The 24,702-nt window shown below is 62.6% G+C and carries 18 protein-coding genes and 2 pseudogenes; 13 read left to right on the top strand and 7 right to left on the bottom strand.

Translation table 11 applies throughout. From position 1 onward, the window contains the following. Positions 1–56 precede the first annotated feature (56 nt). The 3 genes and pseudogenes from OMP38_RS19950 to ltrA all read left to right on the top strand — a co-directional run bounded on the left by OMP38_RS19950 (position 57) and on the right by ltrA (position 4,365). Positions 57–977: an N-acetylglucosamine kinase gene (locus tag OMP38_RS19950; protein WP_277566641.1), complete on the top strand. Its 921-nt coding sequence runs from the start codon at positions 57–59 to the stop codon at positions 975–977. Between the two features lie 284 nt (positions 978–1,261). After that, a pseudogene (locus OMP38_RS19945) lies at positions 1,262–2,429 on the top strand (IS110 family RNA-guided transposase). Between the two features lie 542 nt (positions 2,430–2,971). Next, positions 2,972–4,365, top strand: a pseudogene (gene ltrA, locus OMP38_RS19935) (group II intron reverse transcriptase/maturase). A 181-nt stretch (positions 4,366–4,546) separates the two neighbouring features. Here the strand turns inward: ltrA and OMP38_RS19930 are convergent. Continuing rightward, a complete protein-coding gene (locus OMP38_RS19930) occupies positions 4,547–4,816 on the bottom strand; it encodes a hypothetical protein (RefSeq protein WP_277566638.1) in 270 nt (89 codons plus the stop codon). Between the two features lie 93 nt (positions 4,817–4,909). Continuing rightward, on the bottom strand, positions 4,910–5,443 hold the full coding sequence (locus OMP38_RS19925) for a phosphatase PAP2 family protein (RefSeq protein ID WP_277566637.1): 534 nt from the start codon (positions 5,441–5,443) through the stop codon (positions 4,910–4,912). 196 nt (positions 5,444–5,639) lie between these two features. Here OMP38_RS19925 and OMP38_RS19920 point away from each other — a divergent pair, with 196 nt between their 5' ends. Together OMP38_RS19920 and OMP38_RS19915 are read left to right on the top strand one after the other, a co-directional pair. Next, the gene (locus OMP38_RS19920) at positions 5,640–6,797 is read left to right on the top strand and encodes a glycosyltransferase family 4 protein (RefSeq protein ID WP_277566636.1); all 1,158 of its coding nucleotides are present in this window, start codon (positions 5,640–5,642) and stop codon (positions 6,795–6,797) included. 73 nt (positions 6,798–6,870) lie between these two features. Then, entirely contained in the window at positions 6,871–7,626 is a 756-nt protein-coding gene (locus OMP38_RS19915; protein ID WP_277566635.1) for a MerR family transcriptional regulator, read from the top strand. A 104-nt stretch (positions 7,627–7,730) separates the two neighbouring features. Here OMP38_RS19915 and OMP38_RS19910 read toward each other — a convergent pair whose 3' ends face one another. The 3 genes from OMP38_RS19910 to OMP38_RS34870 all read right to left on the bottom strand — a co-directional run bounded on the left by OMP38_RS19910 (position 7,731) and on the right by OMP38_RS34870 (position 14,224). Continuing rightward, entirely contained in the window at positions 7,731–10,298 is a 2,568-nt protein-coding gene (locus OMP38_RS19910) for a hypothetical protein (RefSeq protein WP_277566634.1), read from the bottom strand. A 236-nt stretch (positions 10,299–10,534) separates the two neighbouring features. Beyond that, positions 10,535–13,849 (bottom strand): helix-turn-helix domain-containing protein, encoded by a 3,315-nt coding sequence (locus OMP38_RS19905; RefSeq protein ID WP_277566633.1) that lies wholly within the window; start codon positions 13,847–13,849, stop codon positions 10,535–10,537. Between the two features lie 162 nt (positions 13,850–14,011). Further along, positions 14,012–14,224 carry a hypothetical protein gene (locus tag OMP38_RS34870; RefSeq protein WP_338130550.1) on the bottom strand — a complete coding sequence of 71 codons (213 nt, stop codon included), beginning with the start codon at positions 14,222–14,224 and terminating at the stop codon, positions 14,012–14,014. Between the two features lie 371 nt (positions 14,225–14,595). Here OMP38_RS34870 and OMP38_RS19895 point away from each other — a divergent pair, with 371 nt between their 5' ends. Then, complete coding sequence (locus tag OMP38_RS19895) at positions 14,596–15,381, top strand: ABC transporter substrate-binding protein (protein ID WP_277566632.1); 786 nt, start codon at positions 14,596–14,598, stop codon at positions 15,379–15,381. Positions 15,382–15,432: 51 nt separating this feature from the next. Continuing rightward, complete coding sequence (locus OMP38_RS19890; protein WP_277566631.1) at positions 15,433–16,302, top strand: carbohydrate ABC transporter permease; 870 nt, start codon at positions 15,433–15,435, stop codon at positions 16,300–16,302. Here OMP38_RS19890 and OMP38_RS19885 read toward each other — a convergent pair. Beyond that, on the bottom strand, positions 16,293–16,556 hold the full coding sequence (locus tag OMP38_RS19885; RefSeq protein ID WP_277566630.1) for a hypothetical protein: 264 nt from the start codon (positions 16,554–16,556) through the stop codon (positions 16,293–16,295). The two genes, OMP38_RS19890 and OMP38_RS19885, sit on opposite strands and share 10 nt — an antisense overlap. Here OMP38_RS19885 and OMP38_RS19880 point away from each other — a divergent pair. The 5 genes from OMP38_RS19880 (at position 16,543) to OMP38_RS19860 (ending at position 21,616) form a co-directional block, all read left to right on the top strand. Further along, positions 16,543–17,121 (top strand): carbohydrate ABC transporter permease, encoded by a 579-nt coding sequence (locus OMP38_RS19880; RefSeq protein WP_277566629.1) that lies wholly within the window; start codon positions 16,543–16,545, stop codon positions 17,119–17,121. The two genes, OMP38_RS19885 and OMP38_RS19880, sit on opposite strands and share 14 nt — an antisense overlap. A gap of 569 nt (positions 17,122–17,690) precedes the next feature. After that, positions 17,691–19,526 carry an alpha-L-rhamnosidase-related protein gene (locus tag OMP38_RS19875; protein ID WP_277566628.1) on the top strand — a complete coding sequence of 612 codons (1,836 nt, stop codon included), beginning with the start codon at positions 17,691–17,693 and terminating at the stop codon, positions 19,524–19,526. Next, positions 19,499–20,566 (top strand): alpha-galactosidase, encoded by a 1,068-nt coding sequence (locus tag OMP38_RS19870; RefSeq protein ID WP_277566627.1) that lies wholly within the window; start codon positions 19,499–19,501, stop codon positions 20,564–20,566. Before OMP38_RS19875 ends, OMP38_RS19870 begins: the two co-directional genes overlap by 28 nt. Before the next feature lie 10 nt (positions 20,567–20,576). Beyond that, positions 20,577–21,323 carry an alpha-amylase family protein gene (locus OMP38_RS19865; protein WP_277566626.1) on the top strand — a complete coding sequence of 249 codons (747 nt, stop codon included), beginning with the start codon at positions 20,577–20,579 and terminating at the stop codon, positions 21,321–21,323. Then, positions 21,320–21,616 carry a hypothetical protein gene (locus tag OMP38_RS19860; protein WP_277566625.1) on the top strand — a complete coding sequence of 99 codons (297 nt, stop codon included), beginning with the start codon at positions 21,320–21,322 and terminating at the stop codon, positions 21,614–21,616. The genes OMP38_RS19865 and OMP38_RS19860 overlap by 4 nt, the downstream gene beginning before the upstream one ends. Before the next feature lie 143 nt (positions 21,617–21,759). Here OMP38_RS19860 and udk read toward each other — a convergent pair whose 3' ends face one another. After that, positions 21,760–22,389 carry a uridine kinase gene (udk, locus tag OMP38_RS19855; protein ID WP_277566624.1) on the bottom strand — a complete coding sequence of 210 codons (630 nt, stop codon included), beginning with the start codon at positions 22,387–22,389 and terminating at the stop codon, positions 21,760–21,762. Between the two features lie 428 nt (positions 22,390–22,817). Between udk and OMP38_RS19850 the strand changes: the two genes are divergently transcribed. Further along, positions 22,818–24,581 carry a sensor histidine kinase gene (locus OMP38_RS19850; protein ID WP_277566623.1) on the top strand — a complete coding sequence of 588 codons (1,764 nt, stop codon included), beginning with the start codon at positions 22,818–22,820 and terminating at the stop codon, positions 24,579–24,581. Positions 24,582–24,702 lie beyond the last annotated feature (121 nt).

Here is a 24,702-nt window from a genome sequence, read left to right as displayed (position 1 = left end):
ATACGACAGACTTCGGGAGCAAACGAATGGGATGAGGAAGGCGGGGGGAGGCGCGGATGATATATGCGGCGGGACTGGACGGAGGCGGCACGAAGACGGCCGTGACCGTGCTGGACGAGACCGGGCGCGCGGTGCTCGCGTTCGAGTCGGGCGGGATCAATTACAATGGGCGTGACGAGGCCGATATCCGGCGGAGCCTGGCGGAGATTGCCGGCGCGATCTCCGCGGCTTGCGGCGGTCCGGACGCTTGCCGGCAAATGGTTGTCGGCGCGGCCGGCGTCAGCAATCCGACGGTACCGGGCCGCCTGGTCGCCGCCTTGCGCGATGCCGGCTACGGAGGCGGCGTACATGTCGTGGGCGACCACGAGACGGCGCTGTTCGGCGCGCTGGAGCGCGAGCACGGCATGATTCTTATCGCGGGCACGGGATCGATCTGCTTCGGCCGGAGCGAATCGGGGCTGGTCCACCGGACGGGGGGCTTCGGCTACCTGATCGACGACGAAGGAAGCGGCTACAGCATCGGCCGCGATCTGCTCGCGGCCGTCGTGCGCGCCCATGACGGGCGGGCGCCGGCGACCGTGCTGACGGAGATGGTCTACGATCGGCTCCAGATCGGATCGGTGGAGGAGATCGTGCGCTTCGTCTATGACAAGGCTACCGGCAAGCAGGACATCGCGGCGCTCGCGCCGCTGCTCTCGGACGGCTGTGCGCTCGGGGACGAAGCCGCGCTAGGCATCGCGCGGCGCACGGCGTCCGAGCTCGTGCAGCTGGTGCTGCCCGTCGCGGAGCGGCTGTCGCTGGGCAACGGCGAGCTCGCGATGGCGGGCAGCGTGCTGCTGCGGAGCGCGCATGTGCGCGAAGCGTTTCAGGCGGGACTGCGCGAGCGCTGTCCCGGCATCCGGGCGGTCGCGCCCCGCCGGGACGCCTCGGCCGGCGCCGCGCTGATGGCGCTGCGCATGCTGGCGGACGCAAAGTGAGCGGATGCCCGCCTTGTCATCGGAGATGACGGGCGGGCGTTTTCGTATTATCAGGTCAGCCAGAATTTCTGGTTGGCCTTTTTACATGGCCGGTTTAAGATGGCGGTAGCCGGGAGAACGAGGGCGTTTTTCGGGAGTTTTACCCCGTCGCAAAAACTGTTCTCCCACTACCCCCCAATGACCATGTTTGAGCTGGTTGAGGCATTTGGACCTCGCATCACAAGCGAAGCTGTGGGATTGGAACCATCGTGGGAATGCCGGCTACGATTGTAGGAGGAGATGACATGAGACCGGTTGTCGGAGTGGATGTGGCGAAAGGGACAAGCATGCTCCAAGCGTTTACGGATCGGAACAAGCCGTACAGTAAGATTATCAGCATCACGCATACGGAGGAAGGGTGCGAGCGATTAGGAGGCTTGCTGGAGGAATTACGACAGATAACGAAGCTGGAGCCTGCGGTGGTGTTGGAAGCGACGGGGCATTACCATCGCAGTCTGGTTGCCTATTTGGAACGTGAAGGATATTGCCACTACATCGTGAATCCTCTGCAATCCAAACGTGCCAAGGGGACACAGCTGCGAAAGGTGAAGACGGACGCGGTGGATGCCTGGCATCTGGCCGAGATGTTCTACCGCGGGGATGTTAAGCCGCACCGAGCATGGAACGAGGAGATGACAGAACTGCAACATCTGACGCGGCAGCACGAGTTTATGACGTCTCTGCTCGTTCAAGCCAAACTGAATGCCAGGGCCCTGCTTGACCAGGTATGTCCAGCTTACGAGGACGTTTTCTATAACCTGTTCTCCTCAACCTCTTTACATGTCCTACGCTATAGGTTAAGCGGTGGCACCATCACGGTTGAAACGATTCGGGAAACAGCCGGCTCTTCACACGGAAAAGCATGGGTGCAGGCAAAAGCAGAGCAAATACAAGCTTTGCCTCCTCTGAGCCAGTCAAGCAAAGCGCAGCAGACAGCTCTGCTATGTATGGTGGAAACGATACTCGCTCAGCAAGAACAGCTTCGCCAACTTGAGAATGCCATCGAGGAGACGGCGCTGACGCTTCCGGAAGTGGAGCTGCTGAAGACGATTCCCGGCGTGGGGGATAAACTTGCGGCTGCCATTGCGGCGGAGATCGGGGATGCGGCTCAATTTAAGGACCCCAAGAAACTTGTCGCCTATGCGGGTCTTGATCCAGGTGTGCACAGCTCGGGGGAAGTTCACGGCCAGCAGCAGCCGTATTTCGAAAAGGGGTTCCAAACGCTTACGCAGAGCGCTGTATGTCGCTGTGCAGTGCGGGCTTAGAAAGGGTGTAAACGAACGGCTAAAAGCCTATTACGACAAGAAAAGGAAAGAGGGCAAGCCCTACAAGGTAGTCGTGATCGCTTGCGCCAACAAGCTTTTGCATCACGTCCATGCCATCCTCGTAAAAGGCGAGCCCTACAAAGCCTAAATTCCATATTCACCCAGAAGTATCCGCGCCAACGGAGGCTTCTTTGTGTTAGTTCAAAAACAGTATAGCAATAACGATGCCGCAATCCAACCACATAGGGTTGACAAACATTAGCTGGTTTTTGCGTACGCCCAGCATGGGCGTCATCTTTAGGGTGAAAGTCCCGAACGGGGGCTGGCGAGCGCCTACCGTAGCCAAGGGCAAGGGTGTCGGCCGTGAGGCAGAATCTGAAGGAAGCCGGAGGCAAATGCACGGGCCAAGGTATACGAACTGGATTCGAGGCAGGGTTAACCGGATGAGTCTCCTCAACAAGGCGAAATCCAAAGCCGCCAAGGGTTATCTCTGTAAACTCCAGTGGTCGCGGGCAGACAGATGACGTTCTTATCTGGGGAGACCTGTGGGATGGAAAAAAAAATGCGAAGTCACTTCGTAACCGCAACCGGGAGGTTGCGCTGAACCCACAGGAGTCAGCAGAGGTCATAGTACGCGAGTACGGGACGCCGGAAAGCGGAAGGGCCGAACCGAAAGGAGAGAGGAAACCGATGCGTTCGCGCGATGAGCAAAGACAGCTGAATATCCCGCAAGGGAGCTTGCTGCAAAGAGAAGCGGTGAAGCCGTCAGGGTATGCAGGAGCGCCGAGTTCAACGCCGGCACAAGTCGTCACTTCCTCTCGCGAAGCCAATGACGACGTGCTGGAGGGGGATGCTCGCAAGCGCGAACCTCAGGAACGCGTACAAGCGAGTGGTCCAAAACGGAGGAGCGCCCGGTGTGGACGGTGTAACGGTAGCACAGCTACAAGCTTACCTGAAAACGCATTGGGAGTCGGTGAAAACCGAACTCCTGACGGGAACTTACAGACCTGCGCCAGTCAGGCGGGTGGAAATCCCCAAACCCGGAGGCGGCGTAAGGCTGCTGGGCATCCCGACCGTCATGGACCGTCTGCTTCAGCAAGCGCTTCTGCAAGTGATGAACCCGATTTTCGACGCGGAGTTTTCTCCAAGCAGCTACGGCTTCCGGCCGGGCAAGCGAGCGCACGATGCGATGCGGCAGGCTCAATCCCACATCCAGAGCGGACTGCGCTGGGTGGTGGACATGGACCTGGAGAAGTTCTTTGACCGGGTGAACCACGACATGCTCATGGCCAGAGTCGCCAGAAAGGTAACGGACAAGCGTGTCCTAAAACTGATCCGTGCCTACCTAACCGCCGGAGTCATGGAGAACGGGGTTTTGCCAGCGCACGGAAGAAGGAACGCCGCAAGGCGGGCCGCTTAGTCCACTGCTTGCGAACATCCTGTTGGACGACCTGGACAAGGAACTCACCCGCAGGGGGCTGCATTTCGTTCGTTATGCGGACGACTGCAATATCTTCGTAGCAAGCAAGCGCGCCGGAGAACGCGTCATGGCGTCGATGATTCGCTTTGTAGAAGGAAAGCTAAGACTGAAAGTGAACCGGGAAAAGAGCGCGGTAGCAAGACCGTGGGAACGCAAGTTTCTAGGGTTTAGCTTCACGAACCACAGACAAGCGGCGATTCGGTTGGCGCCAAAGACGATTTCTCGGTTCAAGGATAGGATCCGAGAACTGACGGATCGTACGAAGTCTATGCCGATGGAGGAACGTATAAACCGGCTGAACCGCTATACGATGGGATGGCTCGGCTACTTCCGGCTGGCTGCGGCAAAGAGCCACCTCCAGCAATTCGATGGCTGGATTCGCAGAAGGCTGCGCATGTGCCTGTGGAAACAGTGGAAGCGAGTGCGAACGCGAATCCGCGAACTGAGGGCGCTGAGGGTGCCGGAATGGGCTTGTTTTGTCATGGCCAACTCTCGGCGAGGCCCGTGGGAAATGTCCCGGAATACAAATAACGCCCTTCCGACCTCCTACTGGGAGGCGAAAGGGCTGAAAAGTCTGCTTTCTCGTTATTTGGAGCTTTGTTAACCTTTTGGAACCGCCGTATGCGGACCCGCATGTGCGGTGGTGTGAGAGGACGGAGGCTAGCCGCCTCCTCCTACTCGATTGTACAGGCGGGGGATCGTCTCCATCAGGACCACCTTGGGCGCGTGTCCGGTCATGCGGGCTGAAGTAGTCTCCATCAGGACCACTTTGGGCGCGTGTCCGGTCATGCGGGCTGAAGTGTCTCCATCAGGACCACCTTGGGCGCGTGTCCGGTCATGCGGGCTGAAGTAGTCTCCATCAGGACCACTTTGGGCGCGTGTCCGGTCATGCGGGCTGAAGTAGTCTCCATCAGGACCACCTTGGGCGCGTGTCCGGTCATGCGGGCTGAAGTAGTCTCCATCAGGACCACCTTGGGCGCGTGTCCGGTCATGCGGGCTGAAGTAGTCTCCATCAGGACCACCTTGGTCGTGTTTCCGGTCATGTTTCCGGTCATGCGAGCTGAAGTAGTCTCCATCAGAACCACTTTGGGCGCGTGTCCCGTTAGATATGCCGATTTCGGTCTTAACTTAACTGCATGACCAATTATTCAAGCCCCGTGAATCCATACGCCCACCAGCAGCGCGGTGGCGCTGCCGAGCAGCATGCCGGCGACGGTGTCGCTCGGGTAGTGGAGACCGAAGTACACGCGGGACAGCGCGACGCCGGCGCCGATCGGGAGGAGCAGCGGGATCAGGGCGGGGCTCGCGACCATCCATGGCGTCAGCAGGGCGAAAGCCGCTGTCGTATGGCCCGACGGGAAGGAGGGATCCCGCAGCGGACGGGGGCCGGTCCTGGCTTGGGGCAATACTTGATAAGGGCGGGACCTGGGGGACAGGCGTTTGGCGAGCGCGACGGGAATATGGCTGATGACGACCGCTGCCAGCGCCTGCCAGCCAGCCGTGCGCCAGATGCCTTCGGCCAGCAGGCCGACGGCGAGGGAGACGCAGAGCGAGAACGTGGCTCCGCCGATCAGCGACAACAGCCGGAACAGCGCGGTCAGCGCTGCCCGGTTCCACCGGATGTTAATATAAAGGAACCAGTTGCTCTCGAAGCGGCTCAACATGCGATAGAACTGTGCCATGGCCATCTCTCCTTCGGCGCGCGGTCGCGGCTTCATGTGACACCAGTCTAACCGCGAATTGTCATTGGGGTATGAAGTTCCGTCGGCCTTACTGTAAAGGAACAAGCCTGCCGCGATTTGACACTCCGCTGATTCCGCGCTAATGCAGGCGCAGTACGATGGGCGTAAAACGCATCGTCGGAGGAGGAATCGTCGCATGAACGAGATCCGCCTGGCCTTGTTTACGGACACGTACGCCCCGGAGATCAACGGCGTAGCCAAAACGCTGCAGCGATGGACGGATTATCTGGAGAAAAGGGGGATCGCCTGCAAAGTATTCGCGCCGGCGGGTCCGCGGCGCGCGCCGGGCTACCAGGAGACGGCGGAGCGCCTCGCCAGCCTGCCGTTTTTCCTGTATCCGGAATGCCGGCTGGCGACACCGATCTCCGCCTCGGCGGAGCGCAGCTTGCTGGCTTTCAAGCCGACGGTGGTACATGTGGCCACGCCGTTCGGCACCGGCCTTACCGGGCGGCGCCTCGCGCTGAAGCACGGCATCCCGCTGCTCGCGTCGCATCATACGCACTTCGCGCGCTATCTTCCTTATTACAACCTCACCTGGGCGGGCGCGCTGCTCCGCAAGTACTTGCATTGGTTCCACCGTCCCTGCCGGCGTATTTTCGTGCCTTCGCCGTCCGTGCTCGAGGAATGCCGGCGCGACGGTTGGCTGGGCCTTCGCGTATGGAGTCGCGGCATCGACGCCTCGCTCTTCGGCAGAGAGGGAGACCGCGCGGGATGGCTGAGCGAGCACGGCCTGCCCGCTTCCAGCTTCCCGGTTCTGTGCGCGGGCAGGCTCGCGCCGGAGAAAAATCTGGGTACGGCGATGCGCGCTTTCCGCGGCTTCAAAGAAAAGACGAACGCCGACGCCCGGCTGGTGATCGCCGGGGACGGGCCGCAGGAAGGCGAGCTGCGCAGGCTCTCCGAGCAGCTCGGCATCGACGCGCTGTTCCTTGGCGCGGTGTCGCAAGGCGAGCTCCAGCGCTGGATGCAGGCATCCGACGCGCTGCTGTTCCCGTCGCCGACGGAGACGTTCGGCAATGTCGCGCTGGAGGCGATGGCCTGCGGCTTGCCCGTGATCGCGGCGAACGCGGGGGCGCTGCCCGATCTCGTGAAGGACGGCGAGACCGGCTTGCTCTGCCCGCCGGACGAAGCGGACGCCTTCGCAGCGGCGCTCGCCCGGCTGTATGAGGAGCCTGCGCTGCGCGAAGCGATCTCGGATCGGGCTTACGCGTATGCCGGGTCGCGCGATTGGGACGGCGTATTCGGCGAGCTGCTTGCTGAGCTGGCGGGCGTCTGCGGAGAAGCGTCAGCGATGTAAATAATTTCGCAAAATAACGATTGACCTTCACGTTGCGTCAACGTTTACAGTAAAGTCGTCGGGAGGCGATCGCATGGAATACACGGTACAGAAGCTGGGCAGGCTGGCGGGCGTAAGCGCCCGGACGCTGCGGTTCTACGACGAGGTCGGGATTCTGAAGCCGGCCAGAATCAGCTCGTCGGGCTACCGCATCTACGGGGCCGCGGAAGTCGACAGGCTGCAGCAGATACTGTTCTACCGCGAGCTCGGCGTCGGGCTGGACCGGATCAAGGAAATCATGGACGATCCGGACTACGACGGCGTGCGGGCGCTGCGGCTTCATCGCGAGGAGCTTCTCGAACGAAGGGAACGGCTGGATGCGCTGATCGCGAACGTCGAGCGCACCATCGACGCCCGTGAAGGAGGAACGGACATGAGCGACGAAGAGAAATTCGAAGGCTTCAAGGATAAGCTGATCGCGGACAACGAGGCCAAGTACGGCGCGGAGGTGCGCGCCAAATACGGCGACGAGACGATCGACCGGTCCAACGCGAAGCTGCGGGGGATGAGCGAGGCGGATTACGCCGAGATGAACAAGCTGGCGGACGAGATCCACGCCTCGCTGGCCCAAGCGTTCAAGACCGGCGACCCCGAAGGGGAAGCCGCTCGGCGAACGGCGGAGCTGCACAAGCAGTGGCTCTCCTACTCCTGGGGCAGCTATTCCAAGGAGGCGCACGCAGGACTCGCGCAGATGTACGTCGACGACGAGCGGTTCAAGGCTTATTATGAAAAGGAACCGGGCATGACGGCGTTTTTGCGGGACGCGATCGTGGCGTATACGCGGCAGTAACGCAACGTGGCATTCCAAAAAGAAGGCGGAATCGCGCAAGGTAGCTGCGCGATCCCGCCTTTTGCCGCCCTTACCGTACGTTCCATGCCCCGCAATCCGGCGCTCTACAAGCCGGTATACTGGATCGTGGGGTTCCAAAGCGTGCCGTCCGAAGTCAGATTGCTCCGCTTATTGACGATGAAGTAGATATAATCGCCCGCGGAGACGGACACGGAGACGTCGTGAGAGATGCCTGAGAAATCGTTGTAGGCCAGCGTTGCGGAACTTCCGACGCTGGGCCAGATTTGCGAACCGTTTTTCATGATTTTCAGGTTGACGCCGTCGCCGACTCCGCTGCCCGGCTCCTTCTTCGCGGTGCCGGAGATTCGGATTTTCCCCGCCTTCGGCGCCAGCCAGGCGCGAACGGAATCGTTCGCGTCCGGATGCTGAAGGACGCTGCCGACGAGGACATAGGTTTGCGCACCCTTCCAGCGTCCGTTTGCCGCGTCCCAGGTCATATCGCTGTAGGCGGAGCCGTCCCACTGCTTGTAATACCACTGGTTCGCGCCCTGGGTCTGGCTGAAGCCGCTCGAGGCTTCGTAAAGATCGTATTGAATCGTCGGGTCCCACCAGGTGGCGTCGGTCGATATCGTACCGCCTTTGTTGACGACGAAGCGGATCTTGTCGTTCTGGGCGACGCTAACCGTCAGGTTGTGCGCGAAGCCGTTCGTGTCCGAAGCGCCGATCGCTTGCCAGCCGCTCGCCGGCCAGATTTGCGTATTGTTTTTCATGATCTTGACCTGCACGCCGTCCCCGCCCAGCGCGTTGTCCGCCTTGCGCGCGACGCCGGAGACATTGACCGAGCCCGCCTTCGGCGCCGTCCACGTTCGCACGGAATCGTTCGTGTCGGGATGCTGCCAGCCGCCGCCGACGATCGCGTAAGTCTGCGCGCCCTTCCAGCGTCCGTTCGCGGGGTCCCATGTCATATTGCTGTAAGCGGAGCCGTCCCATTGTTCATAGGACCAGCCGTTCGCGCCCTGCGTCTGGCCGTAGCCGCCGGAAGCGGAGTATCGGTCGGCTTGATCGGCCGAGATCGTAATCGAGCGCCGATACAGGTCGTCGTGCTCGTAGTTGCCCCAGGTTTTGCGCGGATACAGAATGGAGAACGCGCCGTCGACCTCGCGGCCGTCGTCGGTCCCGCCTTCGTAATCGACGAAGGTCGAATACGGCTGCATGACCGAGCCCGGAGCGGCGACGTCCAGCGCGGCCTCCATGCTCCAGACGACGCCGTCGGAGGAAGAGTAGAGGTTAAGCCGGCTCGATTGATGCGTCTGCACGGTCATCAGATACTTGCCGAGCGCAGTGCTGTATGCAGCGTCCGAGTGCGCGTCTTCGTACAGGTAGGTGTTGTCGAGGACGGCGCTGCCGACGCTCGTCACGGCGTTCCCGGTCCAGCTGCCGTTGACGTATTTCGTCCAGGTCGTCGTCTGCAGATTGCGTGCCGCGTTCACGACGTCCTGTACGTTCGCCTTGGCTACGGCGACATGTCGCGGATAGCCCATGCCGTCCCCTTCTCCGTAGATGCCGTCGTTGAAGTACACGTAAAATTCGCCGTTTTGGACGATGTAGGGGACGCCGCCGATGTTGACGCCCGTATTTTTCGGCCGCACGATCTCGCCGCAGTATTCCCATGTCGCGCCGCCGTCGGTCGAGTAGACGATGCCGAGACTGAAGTTCGTAGGCAAGCCCGTCGGCTGCGGCGTCGACCATGCCTCGTTGTGCGTGAAGCCGAGCAGCTCGCCGGGTCCGATCTCGTACATGTTCATAATCCAGATCTTATAGGCGCTGTAGCCGGCGCCGAAGCCGTTTTTATTGATCAAATTGCTGCCGCCCGCCGACACGTAAGTTTGGAACGGAGCGTCCAGCGGGCCTTTCAGATGCTGGAGGAACTCGGCATGGTAAAAATGCATCGCGCTCGCGCTCTCCCGCAGCGTGGCGAACGATGCGTCCATCGTGATCGGCATCTGCGCGTCCGCGTAAAGCAGGTTCGGGCTGCCGACGTTGATCGTGTAAGGCAGATCGGGCCCCGACACGCTCACGTTGTCGAACGCCCAACTGCTCGTGCTCGCTGCAAGTCCGGCGTACCCGCTGGCGAAGGTCGAATCGGTATAGTCGATGCGAGGCGTAGACTCATTGTTGACGTACACCTTGATGTTGTGGGCGCTGTTGACGACCTTCAGATGGCGGTAGGTGCCGAAGGATAGGCCGGTGGCGGCCGACACAAGCACCTTGTTTACCTTGTACAGCTCGATGGTGCCGTTCGCCCGCACGTACAGCAGCATGCCGCTATCGAACGGACCGTCGTCCTGGCCCATTTTTTTGAACTGCAGGCCGGCCCAGCTCAGACTGCTGCCGCCGTTGTCGAGCAGCTTCAGATCCAGCTCGTAGGTGGCGTCGCCCCAACGCTTGCCTGCAATCGAGGTCCAGTAGGTGCCGTTCGCCGTCGCGCTCTGCACGTACTCGTCTCCCGCGGCGGACCAGGACCCCGACGCGGCTCTCCAGCCGCCTGCGCCGCCGGAGAACGTATCCTTGAGCCCGTTGCCGGCGGCATCCGCCGCTTGCGGTCCTGCCGCGAGCGCCAGCCCCGCCGTCAATAGCCAAGCCATCAGGCCGTACCATAGCTTTTTTCGCACGTCATTGCCTCCTCGATATTGTTGTAAGCGCAACCACGAAAAGCTTACACCCGAGGAAGGGAGAACGAAATGGACGAATCTCAGCATGCGGCTTGTAAAATTCGCAGGCTTGCTCGCGCAGTAACCTCCGCTGCACTTTCCGCTGCACCTTTAGGGGCGCCCTCCGTGGCACCCTCCGCGTGACGCTAAGCGGCACACTTCACGGACTGGGCATACCTGCCAAAGCCGGGGCGCAGCTAGTCGAAGCGCTGACCCCGCTTGTACTCCGTAGGCGTCATGCCGGCCCATTGCTTGAACAGCTTGCTGAAGTAATACGGATCGGGGTAACCGACCTGCTCCGCGATGTCCTTGAACAGCAGCCGGGGAAACTCGCGGATGAGCCGCTTCGCTTCTTCGATCCGCAGCTCGATCAGGTAATCGCCCGGCGACTTGCCCCGTTTGCTTTTGAACACGAAGCTCAGATAAGAGGGGTTCAGACCGAAGCGCTCCGCGAGGTCCGCGAGCGACAGATTGGAGGTGAAGTTCGCCTTCAAGTATGCCTCGACCTCCTCGGGCCATCCGGCGCCCTCCTCGTCAGAGCCGTCCTCCTCGCACAGCCGTCCGAATATCCGCGTTAGATGCGCCAGCGCGATCTCCGGTTGCGCCGCCCCCCATATCGCCTGGGCGATCTCATTTTCCATCCGCTCCGGCATGCCGTCCGTCCCCGCAGCGGTCGCATGAGGCGCGAGCTCGCTTGCGAGGCGCTGCAGCGTTCTGATCCACGTCGACCGCGGTAGACTGCCCAGTCCGATGTCGCCGATCGCCGCCGTCAGCGCCTGCATGAACTCCGGTTTCCTGCGCTTGCGCACAAAGGCGGTCATGTGCGACACGGCTGCGGCCGGAAGCTCCGCCCGCAGCGACTCGCCCGGCCCCTCGCCCGGAGAGAGGACGGCGAACGCCGCGCCGGCCATGCGGCTGAGCTGCGGCGCCGCCCGCCGGGCCAGCCGGAGCGCGCGGGGCACGCCGGCGATGCCGCCGCTGCGGAGCGGGATCGCCAGCACGGCGGCCGAGTCCGGGGAGTCCGGACCGCCGGCCGCCGCCCAGGCGCCGAGCCGCGTCCCGCCAAGCTCGTGCACGCCGAGCAGCAGGATGCACTCGTGCGACGGAGCGGCGAGCGCGTAGCATCGCTCGCCGTCCTGCAGCCATGCCTCCGCGGCGTTCCGCAGCTGCGCTGCCGGGAAGTCTTGCTCCAGCTCGGGAGGCAGCCAGGCGTACAGCAGCATATAGCTGGCATGGTAAAAGTACTCCCGCGCATACCGTTCCAGCTCCGCGCCCGCATGGGCGACGGACGAATGGGGCAGCAGCAGGCGCTGCAAAATAAACGACTCGACCAGCGTCTGGTTTTGCAGCAGCCGCCTGCGGAGCGAGACCAGCAGTTCGCCGATCGTAGCCTCGGTAGGCGGCTTCAGCAAGTAGTCGACGACGCCCATGCGGACCGCCATGCGCGCGTACTCGAACTGCTGGTAGCCGGTGAGGATGACGCAGAGCATGTCCGGGTACCGCTCGCGCACGCGTTCGAGCAGCGCTTCTCCGTCCATGACGGGCATGTGCAGGTCGGTGATCAGCACGTGCGGCTGCACGATATCCATCTCGAGCAGCGCCGCCGCGCCGTTATAGTACTCGCCGACGACCTTGAAGTCGGGATCGATGGCGGCGATTTTCTCCTTGATGCTGCGCAAAATGGGCGGCTCGTCTTCGACGATCACGACGCGGAACATCAGTCGCATTCCTCCTTGCGGACGATGATGACAATCTCGGTGCCCTCGGGCAGTCGGCCGACGTTGAAGCGGACCCGGTCGCCCCAGAACAGCCGGCAGCGCGCCAGCGTATTCTCGATGCCGACATGGCCGAGACCGCGCGAGGTGATCTGCGAGAGCTCGCCGTCCCCGTCCGCGCGCAGCGTCTCGATCCGCCGGCGCACGGCGGCCAGCGTCTCGTCGCCGATGCCGGCGCCGTTGTCCGCGATCGACAGCTCCCAGCAGCCGGGCTCGTCCTGCCTCGCGCGGACGGCGACGGATATATGCCACGGGGGGCTCGACCTGCCTGAAGGCGTGGGCGAAGCAATTTTCCAGAAAGGGCTGCACGATCAGCTTGGGTATCGGCTCTTCGGCCAGAAGCGGGTCGAGCGCGATATCGAATTGCAGCTGGAATTCGTAGCGAAGCTTCATGAGCTCCAAGTAGGCGCGGGCGTTGGCCAGCTCCTCGCGCACGGCGACGGGGGCGGCCGGCGCGACGCTGCTGTAGCGCAGCATCTGCGTGAGCGCGTAGCACATCTCCGCGACGTCGCGATCGTTCGCCTCTTCTGCATGCCGGCCGATCGAAGTGAGCGTGTTGTAAAGAAAGTGCGGGTTCGTCTGCGCATAGAGCGCCTGGATCTGCGCCGTGCTCTCGCGACTGCGAAGGTCGATGAGCTCGTTCATGGATCGGTGCAGCCGCTGCGTCATCTTGACGAAGGTCTCGTACAGGTCGTTCACCTCGCGGGAGTACGCGAACGCGCGAGGCGCCGGCGTCGCGGGATGGGAGTCGAGTTCTACGCTGCGCACGTACCGCTGCAGCCGGAAGATCGGCGACGTGATCGTGCGCGCGATCGCGTAGGAGAGCGCCAGCGCGAGCAGCTCCGCCGCGCCTATGATGACGATGCTGAGCTGATGGAGCCGCTGAATGGGCCTCAGCAGCGCTTCCTTTGGCTGCAGCAAGGCGACATTGAGGCCGGTATACGAGGAACGGGTCAGGTTGGCGACGTTCGTCTCTCCGGTATCGTGCCGCCGGATCTCGCTGCCGTCCGCCCCGCCTGCGAACGCCCGGCCGTCGAACGGGATGCGCGCAGCGCCGTAGGGATAGAAGATGCGCCCGTCGTCATCGTAAATAAACAGGCTGGCTTCGGCGGCATCCCGCCCCTCGGTCAGCGTCTGCTCGAGCAGCGCATAGGGCTGCTGAACCTCGATCAGCGTATGCGCGTTCAGACGCCGGGCGACCGAGAAGACAACCTCCGACGTCGTCTGCCATTCCGTCGGCCGGGGCGGCACGAGCAGCTTCTCGCCGCCGAGCGCCAGCGTATCTTCAATCCAAGACGCCTGGTGGAAGCGCTCCCGTAAACTTGGATACGTGTCCCAGTTCAAGCCGTAATCGATATAGTCGCCGTTCAGGTTGAAGACGAGAATGCGCTTGGCCGTCATCTGCGGTCCGTTGAAGTACTCGAGCAGATTCGTCAGCTTCTGCACTTTGACGAAGGCGGCGTAAGAGCTGTCGAAGTCCGGCTCGGGGGGCGAAAAATAGGCGGCAATATCGTTGTTGTACAAGATCTGCGCGGAAATCCGGTCAAGGTCCTTGTACATCCGGTCGATGGACGTGACGAACCTGTACAGCATCTGCTGGGTCGCCTCCCGGTTGCGCAGGTAGATGACGTCCGCCGTCTGTCGATAGTATAAGTAGCTGAGCAATCCGATGATGATGTTGACGCACAGCGTAAACGCCAGAAACAGCTTGACCCGTATGCTCAGCCGGCTTAGCATGACTCCACCTCTTGCTAGCAGTATAGCACCGACGGTCGCGCGGCGGCGCCGATCTAGGAATTTTACAGGCCGCCACCTGCACATTTTCCATTTCCATGACGGGGCGGCTTCATTATCGTTAGGAATACGGCACACGTGCTGCCATCATTCAACTCTGGAGGGTCAACCTATGCATGCAAAACAGATCAAGTCCGGCCTGACCGCGGCCGTGTCCGTGCTCATGGCCGCAGCGCTCGCAGCCTGCGGAGGAGGCGAGAGCGGCAGCGGCGCCTCGCCTTCCTCGTCCACATCCCCTTCGCCGTCCGCTTCGGCAAGCGCTTCCGCGAAGCCGTCGGAGACGGCCCCCGCCGCCAAGCCGGTGACGCTGTCCGTCATTATGCACGCCGACTGGGCCAAGGGCGGACCCTGGGAACAAATCATGAAGGGCTACGAGGAGAAAAGCGGCAACAAGGTCGATCTGCAGATCGTATCCGACAACTTCGAGCAGATGGTGCTGACCAAGATCGCGACCGAAGACATCCCTGACGTCCTCTTTTTCTTCAGCCAGAGCAGCGCCATCAAAAAGCTCAATCCGGAAAAAAACCTCGTCGATTTGTCGGGCGAATCCTACATTTCGCGGATCAATCCCACCATTTTGAAATATTACTTGCAGGACGGCGGCAAGGTGTACGGCATTCCGACGAGCGGGATGAACGTGTCGGGCGTCCTCTACAACAAAAAAAGTATTTGCCGACCTCGGCCTGTCCGTGCCCCGCACGTACGACGAGCTGCTCGCAGACGCCGAGAAGATCAAAGCCGCGGGCATCACCCCCTTCTACGAGGCGGGGAAGGACGGATGGCCGCTCCAGGTATTCACCTTCAGCGGGTTCGCCAATCTGCTCGCCAAGCAGCCCGACCTGATGGACAAGATCAACGCGCACCAGACGACGTTCGACCAGATCCCCGAGTTCGTGGATATGCTGCAGAAGCAGGCGGATCTCGTGAAAAAGGGCTATGCGAATAAAAACCTGTTCTCCGGCACGTACGATCTGTCGCTCGACGAGCTGGCTACCGGCAAGTCGGCCATGGTCATCAACGCGGACTGGGCGCTGCCGACGCTGCTGGCCAAGTACCCGGACGCGCCGGTCGGCATGTTCCCGCAGCCGTTCGAGGCGGACAGCTACGTCGGCATCAGCGATCCGCAGGCGGCTTTTGCTTTCAAAAATTCCAAGAACGTCGAGCAGGCCAAAGACCTGCTTGCCTACATCGCGGAGCCGGAAACGCTCAAAACGTATTATGACGCCGCCAAGACGATGCCGAGCTGGCTCGGCGTGGAAGCCGCGTTGAACGGAGGCACGGCCGATCTGCAGCCGGTCGTCGAAGCCGGGCGCGCCGCGCCGTTCTTCAACGGACTGACGGCCGTGTCGGTCGGCGACTATACGAAGGAGCTGCAGGCGCTGTACGGCGGCGACAAGACGGCGGCCGAAGTCGCAAAGGCGCTGCAGAAAAACATCGACACCGCCGCCAAGGCGGCGGGTCTCGCGGGCTGGTAAGCGGGTGGGCCCGGCCGGCGCGCCGGCCGGGCAGGAGGGAGCTGACACCACATGCACATCAAAAAAATGTACCCCCTATGGCTGCTGCTGCCCGTGCTGGCCGTCTACGGAGCGCTCTACATTTATCCGACGCTGTCGGGCTTCTATTATTCGCTGACGGACTGGAACATTTATAAAGAAAGCATCCGCTTCGTCGGCCTGCAGCAATACCGCGATCTGCTGGCGGCCGGGGATCTCGTCAACGCCGTCCGGCACACGCTCGTCTACGCCGCCATCGTCACCGTCTTCCAGAACGGGCTGGGCCTCGGCCTGGCCCTGATCCTGACGACCAGGGTGCCGGGCCGCAACGCGTTCCGCACGGTCTTTTTCCTGCCCTGCGTGCTCAGTACGCTCGTGATCGGGTATGTCTTCTCCGCCATCTACCGGCCGGAGGGGATCCTGAACGAGCTGCTGCGCTTCGTCGGTCTCGGGTTCGCGACGACGGACTGGCTGGGCAACGCCGACGTGGCGCTTTACGCCATCTCCGTCGCCAACGTCTGGCAGTATGCCGGCTTCGCGATGGCGATCTACATCGCCGGCATCCTGGTCATTCCCAAGGAGCTGATCGAAGCGTCGATCATCGACGGCAGCGGCTACCTGAAGCGCGTGCGCTACGTGATATTTCCGCTGCTCGCGCCTTCGTTCACCATTAACGTCATTCTGAGCCTGATCGGTTCGCTTAAAGTATTCGAGATCGTGTTCGCGCTGACGAGCGGCGGACCCGGCGACGCGACGGAGGTCGTCAACACGTACATCTTCGACCGGTTCTCGGACGGCCTGTACGCTTACGGTACGGCGGCCAACGTCTGTCTGTTCCTCGTCATCGCCGTCATCTCCTTCTACGCGCTGCACCTGCTGCGCAGAAGGGAGGTTCAGCTATGAGGATGAGCGGCGCGCTCACGGCGCTCAGGCTGGTCCTGCTGCTGGCGCTCAGCCTCATTGTCGTCGTTCCGCTGCTGTTCATCTTGCTCAGCGCGGTCAAGGACGCGCAGCAGGCGGCGCTCATGCGGCTCGAACTGCCCGACGCCTGGCATTGGAGCAACTTCAAGATCGTATTCGAGCAGGGCCGGATGCTGCGGGGGGCTGACCAACAGCGCGATCGTCACGACCGGCTCCGTCGTATTGTCTATCTCCATAGGCGTCATGGGCGCGTTTATCGCGGCCCGGCGGTCGGGAAGGCTTATCGCGGTCATTTATACGCTGTTCCTGGCGGGACTGATCGCGCCGCCCTCGATCATCCCGACCGTCAAGCTGATGCAGTCGCTGCACCTGAACAATCAATTTCTGGGCGTCATCCTGCTGTACGCGGCGCTGCAGACGCCGTTCATTTTGCTCATGATGACCGGCTTCGTCAAGGCGATCCCGCGCGAGATCGACGAATCCGCCTTCGTCGACGGGGCGAGGGGCTTCGGCCTTTTCATACGGATCATCCTGCCGCTGCTGCTGCCCTCGATTACGACGGCGACCGTATTCGTTTTTCTCGGCGTCTGGAACGACTTTCAATGGCCGCTCTACCTGCTCGGCAGCTCCGACATGTGGACGATCCCGATGTCCGTCTACATGTTCAAGTCGAAGTTCGGCACGGACTGGAATTACGTCTTCGCCGACCTGCTGATCGCGATGGCGCCCGTACTGCTCGTGTACGCCGTCGGTCAGCGGTTCATCATCGAAGAGATGACGGCCGGCGCGATCAAAGGGTGAGACTGCGGAAGGGAGGATGACGGTGGAAAAATTTGCTTTTGAACGCGCCGAGCCTGTCTGGCTGTCAGGGCTCGAAGACACGATGAATTTGACGGCTGGCTTCAGAGCCCGCGTCGTCGCCCCTGTCGGGCGGGGGGCGCGGCTGCGGATTGCCGCCGCGTCGATCTACCGCTGCTATGCGAACGGACGGTTCGTCGGACACGGTCCGGCGGCCGCGCCTCACGGGTACTGCCGCGTCGACGAATGGGCGCTTCCGGGAGACGGTGCGGAGCAAGAGACGATCGTGGCGATCGAGGTCGCCGGCTATAACGTAAACAGCTTCTATACGCTGGCGGAGCCCTCCTTCCTGCAGGCCGAGCTGCTGACATCTGACGGCCGCCCGCTCTGCTGGACGGGGGCGGACGGCGAGCGGGGGGTTCGAGGCCGGCGAGCTGCGGGAGCGGCTGCGCCGTACGCAGCGCTACAGCTTCCAGCGAGCCTTCACGGAGGCGTACCGGCTAGAGGCAGGCGCGGCGGACTGGCGATCCTCCGCAGCCGCCGTCCCGAGTGCAAGGTCGGACTGGGCGCGCGTGCCCGCCCGACTGGCGCTGCCCAGAGGCGTGCCGCTGCCGGCTTTATCGACGCTGCGGCCGCTCTGCGTAAGCGAATCCGGCGCCGTGGCGCATCGCCTGCCGCCCGACGGCTACCGCAAAGACCGGTCGCTGACGGGCGTCGGTCCGCTCTTCCTCGGCTATCCCGAGGCGGAGCTGGAGACGATCCCGTCGCTGCTGCTGCAAGAGATTGTCACGACCGAGCGGCACGCCTGCGATCGGCCTTATACGCCGGACGCGCCGCTGAAGGTCGAAGCGCGGAGCTACCGCATCGTGGACTTCGGCCGCGTCGCCGCGGGCTTCATACGGGCCGAGGTCGTCTGCGCGGAACCGGCGCGATTGTATCTGCTGTTCGACGAGGTGCTAAGCGGCGGCGAGGTCGACTTTCTGCGGCTCGATGCCGTCAATGCCGTCGCTTATGAGCTGGGTCCGGGCGTCCACCGGCTCGAGACGATGGAGCCTTATTCCCTCCGTTATCTAAAGCTGCTCGTATGGGAAGGGACGGCCGATGTCCGCGGCATCTCCGTCCGGGAATACGCGTGCGGCGATACTGTCCGGGGCTCGTTCGCGAGCGGCGACCCGGCGCTCGACGCGATCGTCGCGGCGGGCATCGAGACCTACAGGCAGAATGCAGTCGACATCTTCATGGACTGCCCGTCGCGCGAGCGCGCGGGCTGGCTGTGCGACAGCTTTTTCATGGCGCGCACGGCGGCGGCGTTGGGCGGCACGACGTTATACGAACGGCTGTTTCTGGAAAATTACGCGCTGCCCGAACGCTTCGCCCATCTCCCCGAAGGCATGGTGCCGATGTGTTACCCGGCCGACCACTTCGACGGCAATTTTATTCCGAACTGGGGGCTGTGGTTCGTCCTTCAGCTGGGCGAATACGCCGCGCGCAGCGGCGATGCGGACATGCTGGCGCGCCTGAGGCCGCGCGTCGAGTCGCTGATGCGGTACTTCGAGCCCTTCCGCAACGGGGACGGACTGCTGGAGCGGCTGGACGGCTGGATCTTCGTCGACTGGTCGCCGGCGCGCGAATGGGTGCAGGATGTCAGCTATCCGACCAACATGCTGTATGCGGCGGCGCTCGAGGCGGCGGGCCGGCTGTACGGCTCCGGCGACTGGCTGCGGCAGGCCGAAGCGGTGAGGAACGCGGTGCGGTCTCAATCCTATACGGGCGAATACTTCGCGGACCATGCCGTGCGGACCGCGGAAGGCTTGCGGATCGAGACCGGCCACGTGTCGGAGGCGTGCCAGTACTACGCCTTCTGCTTCGGCATCGCGGAGCCGGATACTTACCCGGAGCTGTGGCGCACGCTTGTGGAGCGTCTTGGGCCGCGCCGCCGCGGTATCAAGAGCGGGCGCGCGCCGGGCGTCGCGCCGACGAACCAGCTCATCGGCAACATGCTGCGCCTCGAGGCCCTGTCCGCCGCTGGCCGGGCCGACGTCATCGCGGCCGAGCTGCCCGACTTGCTGGGCGAGATGGCGAGCGCCACAGGCACGCTGTGGGAGCAGGACGAGCCGATCGCCAGCTGCAGCCACGGCTTCGTCAGCCACGTCGTCCATGTCGCGTATCGCGACCTGCTCGGCTTCCGCCATGTCGACCCGCTGCGCCGGACGGTTGTGCTCCGCCCGGGCCAGTTGGGGCTGCTGTCTTGCGCGGGCGCGCTGCCTGTCGGCGACGAGCTGTTGGCGTTGTCCTGGAGCTATGCCGACGGGAAGCTGTACATCGAGACGGACATCCCGGACGATTATGAAGTCGCGCTTGAGATTGAAGGGCCTTATACATGGCAACGGAAGGAGCGGCCGAGATGACGGAGGAGCAAGCATGGCGCAGTCCGGAGCGGTCCGGCATGCAAGTCGTCTGCTATGGCGGCGACCAACGCTTCTGGGCGATCGAATATACGGGCGGAAACGCAGCGGGCTGGACGTTCGGCAGTCCGGCGTTCGAACTGGAAGGGCGGATGGTGTCCGGCGCGCTCGCCTCGCTCGCGGAGACCGCGCCGCGCCGGACGCTGCCGTGCGGCGTGACCGAATACCGGGTGGGCGGACCGCTGCGCGACGCGCCGGGTACCGACCTGCATTGGATCGTGCGCGTGGCGGACGGCGGCAATCCCGTCGTCCGCTTCCGTTATGAGCTGGCGTCGCGGGACGGCGCGCGTTTGACGAAGCGTACCGGCAGGGACCGGCTGCGCTACGTCTCGGCCTCGCTCGACGGCTGCGAACTTACGGTCGAGCGGCGGCTGTCCGAATTCGTGGAACCGGTGCACAGCTATTGCCCGACCGAGCGCCCGGCGGACGAGCTGCATTTCAGGCGGGGAGAGACGTTGATGGGGCCGCTGCTGACTGCGGGAGACGGGAGCCGTCAACTGCTGCTCGCTTACGAGCATGGCTCCCAGTACCCGGACGCCTTCATTCAGTACCGGCTTCGGCCTGACCGTACGGTCGAACTGGAGGCGGTCAAGGGCAATTATCTGGACGGCAGCGCCCCGACGCCGGAGCGGCCCTATCGAACGGTATGGATGCAAGCGGCTGCGATCGGGGGAGACGAAGGCGCGCTCGCTTCGCATTACCGCCGCTTCGCCCTGCGGCACTGGTCGGAAAACGCGGAGAGCCGCAGGCCCTATATTTTCTATAACACCTGGAACTATCAAGAACGCGTCCGCAACGATCAGGGCGGCAAATATCTGGACCCGATGCGCCTCAAGCGGACGCTGCTCGATATCGACGCCGCGCACGAGCTGGGCGTGGAGGTATACGTCCTCGATACGGGCTGGTACGGCCGGACCGGCGACTGGCGGGCGGACCCGCAGCGCTTCCCCCGACGATCTGCGCGAGGTCAGGGCGCGGCTTGACGGCTACGGCATGAAGCTCGGGCTGTGGTTCAACCCGACGGTGGCCGCGCTCGGCAGCGACATGCTCGCCGCTCATCGGGACTGCGTCATGTCGGAGGAGGGGCGGGAGGCCGAGCCGGCCGAGGTGTGGGAGACGGAGGCGAGCGTGCCGCTCTGCCTTGCGAGCCGTTATGCGGACGCATTCGCCGGGGAGCTGATCCGGCTGGCTCGGGATTACGGCGTCCGGTATTTCAAGTGGGATGCGATCGCGCAGTACGGCTGCGACGCGCCCGGGCACGATCACGGCGACGCGGGACATACCCGCCTGGAACGGCGGGAGAGCTACGCGTTCCAGCAGGTGCAGGCCATGGCGCGCATTGTCGATCGGCTGTGCGCGGCATGTCCGCAGGCGATCGTCGACTTCGACGTGACCGAGGGCGGACGCGCGATGGGCCTGGCATTCCTGGGTTCCGGCAAGTACTTTCTGGTGAACAACGGTCCGTACTACTTTAATTACGATGTGCCGATCGACCGGGAGCGGGACAACTGGAACCTGTTTTTTCATCCCGGTCCCGCGCGAGGCTGGATCTGCCGCCGTCCGCTCGCCTACGATCGCTGGCTCCCGTCGACGCTGTTCCTCGCGCATTATTTGCCGGATGCGCCGCGGGACAACCAGCTGATCTCCCTTGCCTCGCTCATGCTCGGCCATAACGGCCTGTGGGGGGGATCTGCCGGCGCTGTCGCGAGCGGACCGCGAATTTATACGCGAGACGCTTGAACGCTACAAGCAAGTACGCGACGATATTGCGGACAGCGATCCGGTCCGCGAGGGGGGAGATCGGTGGAGCGGCGGAAGTGCATGAGAAGCTGTCCGCAATAAACGGCCGCGGTCTCGTCGCGCTTTTCTCGGCGACGCCCGGAAGCTATACTTACGCCACCAAGGGCAAGCCGACGCGGCCCGTCTGGCACTCCGAGCGAGTAAGCGTCGCATGGGACGCGTCGGGACGAGCGATCATCGAGGCCGAATTTCCCTCCTCCTCCGCGGCGATCGTCTTGTTCGGCGCGCAGTAGCGATTTCGGCGAGTACGGCAAAAAACAGCCTTTCTGCCTAAGCGTGCCACAGCGAACGCGTTACGTTCGCGCTGGCGCGACTTCAGGGGGGCTGTTTTCGTTTTGCGCGCATTCAGGCGACAGGGCCGCTCAACCTTCAAGTTTCAAGTCCGGCGCGGCGCGCCGTCCAAATATTTCTCCGTCAGCACCGTGAGCAGCTCGATGCCGACCTGGTTGTGCCCGCCTTCGGGCAGGATCAGGTCGGCGTACTTCTTCGACGGCTCGATGAACGCCTCGTGCATCGGCTTGACTGTCTCCATGTACTGGCGGTATACCGACTGGATCGTCCGCCCGCGCTCCTCGATGTCGCGCACGACCCGGCGCAGGATGCGCACGTCGGGATCCGTGTCGACGAATACCTTGATGTCGAGCAGCTCCCGCAGCTTTTCCTCGTACAGCACGTGGAGCCCTTCGAGGATGACGATCGGATTGGGGAGCAGTGCCTCCCGCGCGTCGGCTGAACGGCCGTAGAAGCCGAAGTCGTACACCGGCGCGTATGCCGTCCGCCCCGCCTTCAGCATGCCCAGATGCTCGACGAGCAGGTCGTTGTCGAACATCAGCGGATGATCGTAATTCATCCTGGCGCGCTCTTCCATGCTCAGGTGCGGATAATCCATGTAATAGCTGTCCTGCGAAATAAACGTGACCTTGCCGGCGCCCAGACGTTCGATGACGGAGCGCGCGACGGTCGTCTTGCCGGAGCCCGTGCCTCCGGCGATGCCGATGATCAGCATAAGTACGATCAACCTTCCCGCTTGCCCGGATTGAAGGGCTATTCTCGATTTCAGTATTGTAGCATAGGCCGGCGGCTCATCGCAGCATTCCTTCCGACGCAAAGTAGGTCTTTTCGCAGGGGAGTATATTCCTGTATACTTAAAAAATGAATGTCGACGCAGGTCGGAAAAATAGGATTTGCCATTCCTTTTGAAAACGCTGTCGTATGATAGACTGAAATTAGCGATTTGCGGATCCATCCTAAGTTAATCTACCAAAATGGGCCCATGACGCTGCGCAGCCCGGGAAGGATCTCCGATGACAGAGCTCCATGGCACCTATTATACGCCGTTGGTTGTTTTATCGGTGCTTATTTCCGTACTATCCTCCTACTGCTCCTTGGTCGTCTACGAGCGCGTGCTGAAGCTCCGGGGGAAGCTACCGGAATTTGTGGCTGCTGCTCGGCTCGACGGCCATGGGGTTCGGCATATGGTCCATGCATTTTATCGGCATGCTGGCCTATCATCTTCCCGTTGACATCCACTACCACCCGGGATGGCTCGCGATCTCCATCCTTTTACCCGTACTAGCCGTGTATGCGGCCTTCCGAATGATGGCCCGCGATCTGGCGAGCAATCTCGCCATGGCGATCGGCAGCTTCTGGCTCTGCGTCGCCATCGTCGGCATGCATTACAGCGGCATGGCCGCGATTCGCATGCCCTATGATCAGCGCTACGACTGGCTGCTGGTCGCGGCATCGATCGGCATCGCGTTCGCCGTGTCCTTCGCCGCGCTCAAGCTGTCCCACGCCAATCAGCAGAAGGGACAGGCCCCCAGCCAAGGCGCCAAAATGCTGCTCTCCCTCTTGCTTGGCGCGGCCATCGCAGGCATGCACTATACCGGGATGGCGGCCGTCTCGTTCGTGGGCACGGAAGCCGACGCGGCGCATGTGCGGGAGACGGCGGAGCGTATGCAAACGGGGAATGCTTTGCTGGCCGCCGTCATCGGCGGCTCGATGCTCTTTATCCTCGCGCTGGTCATGGCTAGCCAGATTTTGGACAAGCGGCTTGCGCTTCGGATTGCGGACTCCAACCAACGAAGATACGATTCGATTTTCGAGCATCATCCCGATATGGTATGCCTGTACGATCCGAGCGGGCGAATTCTCAAGGCCAATCCCGCTGCGGAGCGGATCATGGGGTATGCGGCGTCCGAGCTGCCGAGCAGGTTCCACAATGAGATGGTGAATCCCGACGAGTTCGAGCAGCTCAAGGCTTGCTTCATGGCTGCGCTGCAGGGCGAATCGGGCACGGTCGAAGTGACGGTTCGCCACAAAGAGGGGCATCTGCTCCATCTGAGCTGCACGATGGTGCCTTGGGTGGAGAACGGGCGCGTGCAGGATATTTATACGATATCCAAAGATATTACCGGCAGCGTCGAGACGGAGCGCCAGCTGCTCGCCGCCAAACGGGACGCGGAGGAGGCGCTGCGCGTCAAGAGCGACTTCCTGGCCGTGATGAGCCACGAGATCCGCACGCCGCTGAACGGCGTGATCGGCATGAGCGCGATTCTGCTCGAGACCGAGCTCAGCGAGGAGCAGCACGAGTTCGTGCAGGTGATCCACGGCAGCGGCGCGCTGCTGCTGTCGACGATCAACGACGTGCTGGACTATTCCAAGCTCGAAGCCGGCAAGATGCAGCTGTCGATCGCGCCTTTCAGCTTGCACGGTCTCGTGCGGGATACGGCGATGCTTTTCCAGACCCAATGCAAGCAAAAGGGGCTCGAGCTCGCTTGCGCGGTCGACGAAGGCTTGACCGATGGGATGCTCGGAGACGAGCAGCGGATCTGTCAGGTGCTGATCAACTTGGTCGGCAACGCGGTGAAGTTCACTGCCAAGGGCGGGATCGAAGTCGTGGTGCAACCTGGCGGGCACGGCGCGGCGGAGGTCGGACAGCGCGTTCGCTTCGAGGTCCGGGACACGGGCATCGGCATTCCGGGCGAGGAGCTGGAGCATTTGTTCCAGCCGTTCTACCAGGCGAAGAACGGCCGCGCCAAGCGACACGAAGGGACAGGCCTGGGCCTCGCGATCTGCAAGGATCTCGTGGAAATGATGGGCGGGACGATCTCCGTGACGTCGGTCGTCGGCGAAGGAACGTGCTTCGTTTTCGAGCTGCCGCTTGAGGCGGCATCGTTCGCAGGTCCGAATGCGTAAAGGGCCGCTGTAGCGGCGAATCACCAGAAGGACAATACAAGGCGTGGGCCGACTTGTACAAGCGGGCATCGATCACGCTGAAGGTGGAATCCAACCTGCGCAACGTCGGCCTCAAGCAATG

Source organism: Cohnella ginsengisoli (assembly GCF_029525555.1).
Lineage (GTDB): Bacteria > Bacillota > Bacilli > Paenibacillales > Paenibacillaceae > Cohnella > Cohnella ginsengisoli.
Note: the sequence above shows the minus strand (reverse complement) of the source record. Positions and strands in the feature narration are given on the sequence as shown.

Bases quoted from the DNA above. Each gene is read 5' to 3' on its own strand.
- OMP38_RS19950 (WP_277566641.1), top strand. From the start codon at position 57: ATGATATATGCGGCGGGACTGGACGGAGGCGGCACGAAGACGGCCGTG.
- OMP38_RS19930 (WP_277566638.1), bottom strand. From the start codon at position 4,816: ATGACCGGAAACATGACCGGAAACACGACCAAGGTGGTCCTGATGGAG.
- OMP38_RS19925 (WP_277566637.1), bottom strand. From the start codon at position 5,443: ATGGCACAGTTCTATCGCATGTTGAGCCGCTTCGAGAGCAACTGGTTC.
- OMP38_RS19920 (WP_277566636.1), top strand. From the start codon at position 5,640: ATGAACGAGATCCGCCTGGCCTTGTTTACGGACACGTACGCCCCGGAG.
- OMP38_RS19915 (WP_277566635.1), top strand. From the start codon at position 6,871: ATGGAATACACGGTACAGAAGCTGGGCAGGCTGGCGGGCGTAAGCGCC.
- OMP38_RS19905 (WP_277566633.1), bottom strand. From the start codon at position 13,849: ATGCTAAGCCGGCTGAGCATACGGGTCAAGCTGTTTCTGGCGTTTACG.
- OMP38_RS34870 (WP_338130550.1), bottom strand. From the start codon at position 14,224: ATGACGGACAGCGTCACCGGCTTGGCGGCGGGGGCCGTCTCCGACGGC.
- OMP38_RS19890 (WP_277566631.1), top strand. From the start codon at position 15,433: ATGCACATCAAAAAAATGTACCCCCTATGGCTGCTGCTGCCCGTGCTG.
- OMP38_RS19885 (WP_277566630.1), bottom strand. From the start codon at position 16,556: ATGGAGATAGACAATACGACGGAGCCGGTCGTGACGATCGCGCTGTTG.
- OMP38_RS19870 (WP_277566627.1), top strand. From the start codon at position 19,499: ATGGCAACGGAAGGAGCGGCCGAGATGACGGAGGAGCAAGCATGGCGC.
- OMP38_RS19865 (WP_277566626.1), top strand. From the start codon at position 20,577: ATGAAGCTCGGGCTGTGGTTCAACCCGACGGTGGCCGCGCTCGGCAGC.
- udk (WP_277566624.1), bottom strand. From the start codon at position 22,389: ATGCTGATCATCGGCATCGCCGGAGGCACGGGCTCCGGCAAGACGACC.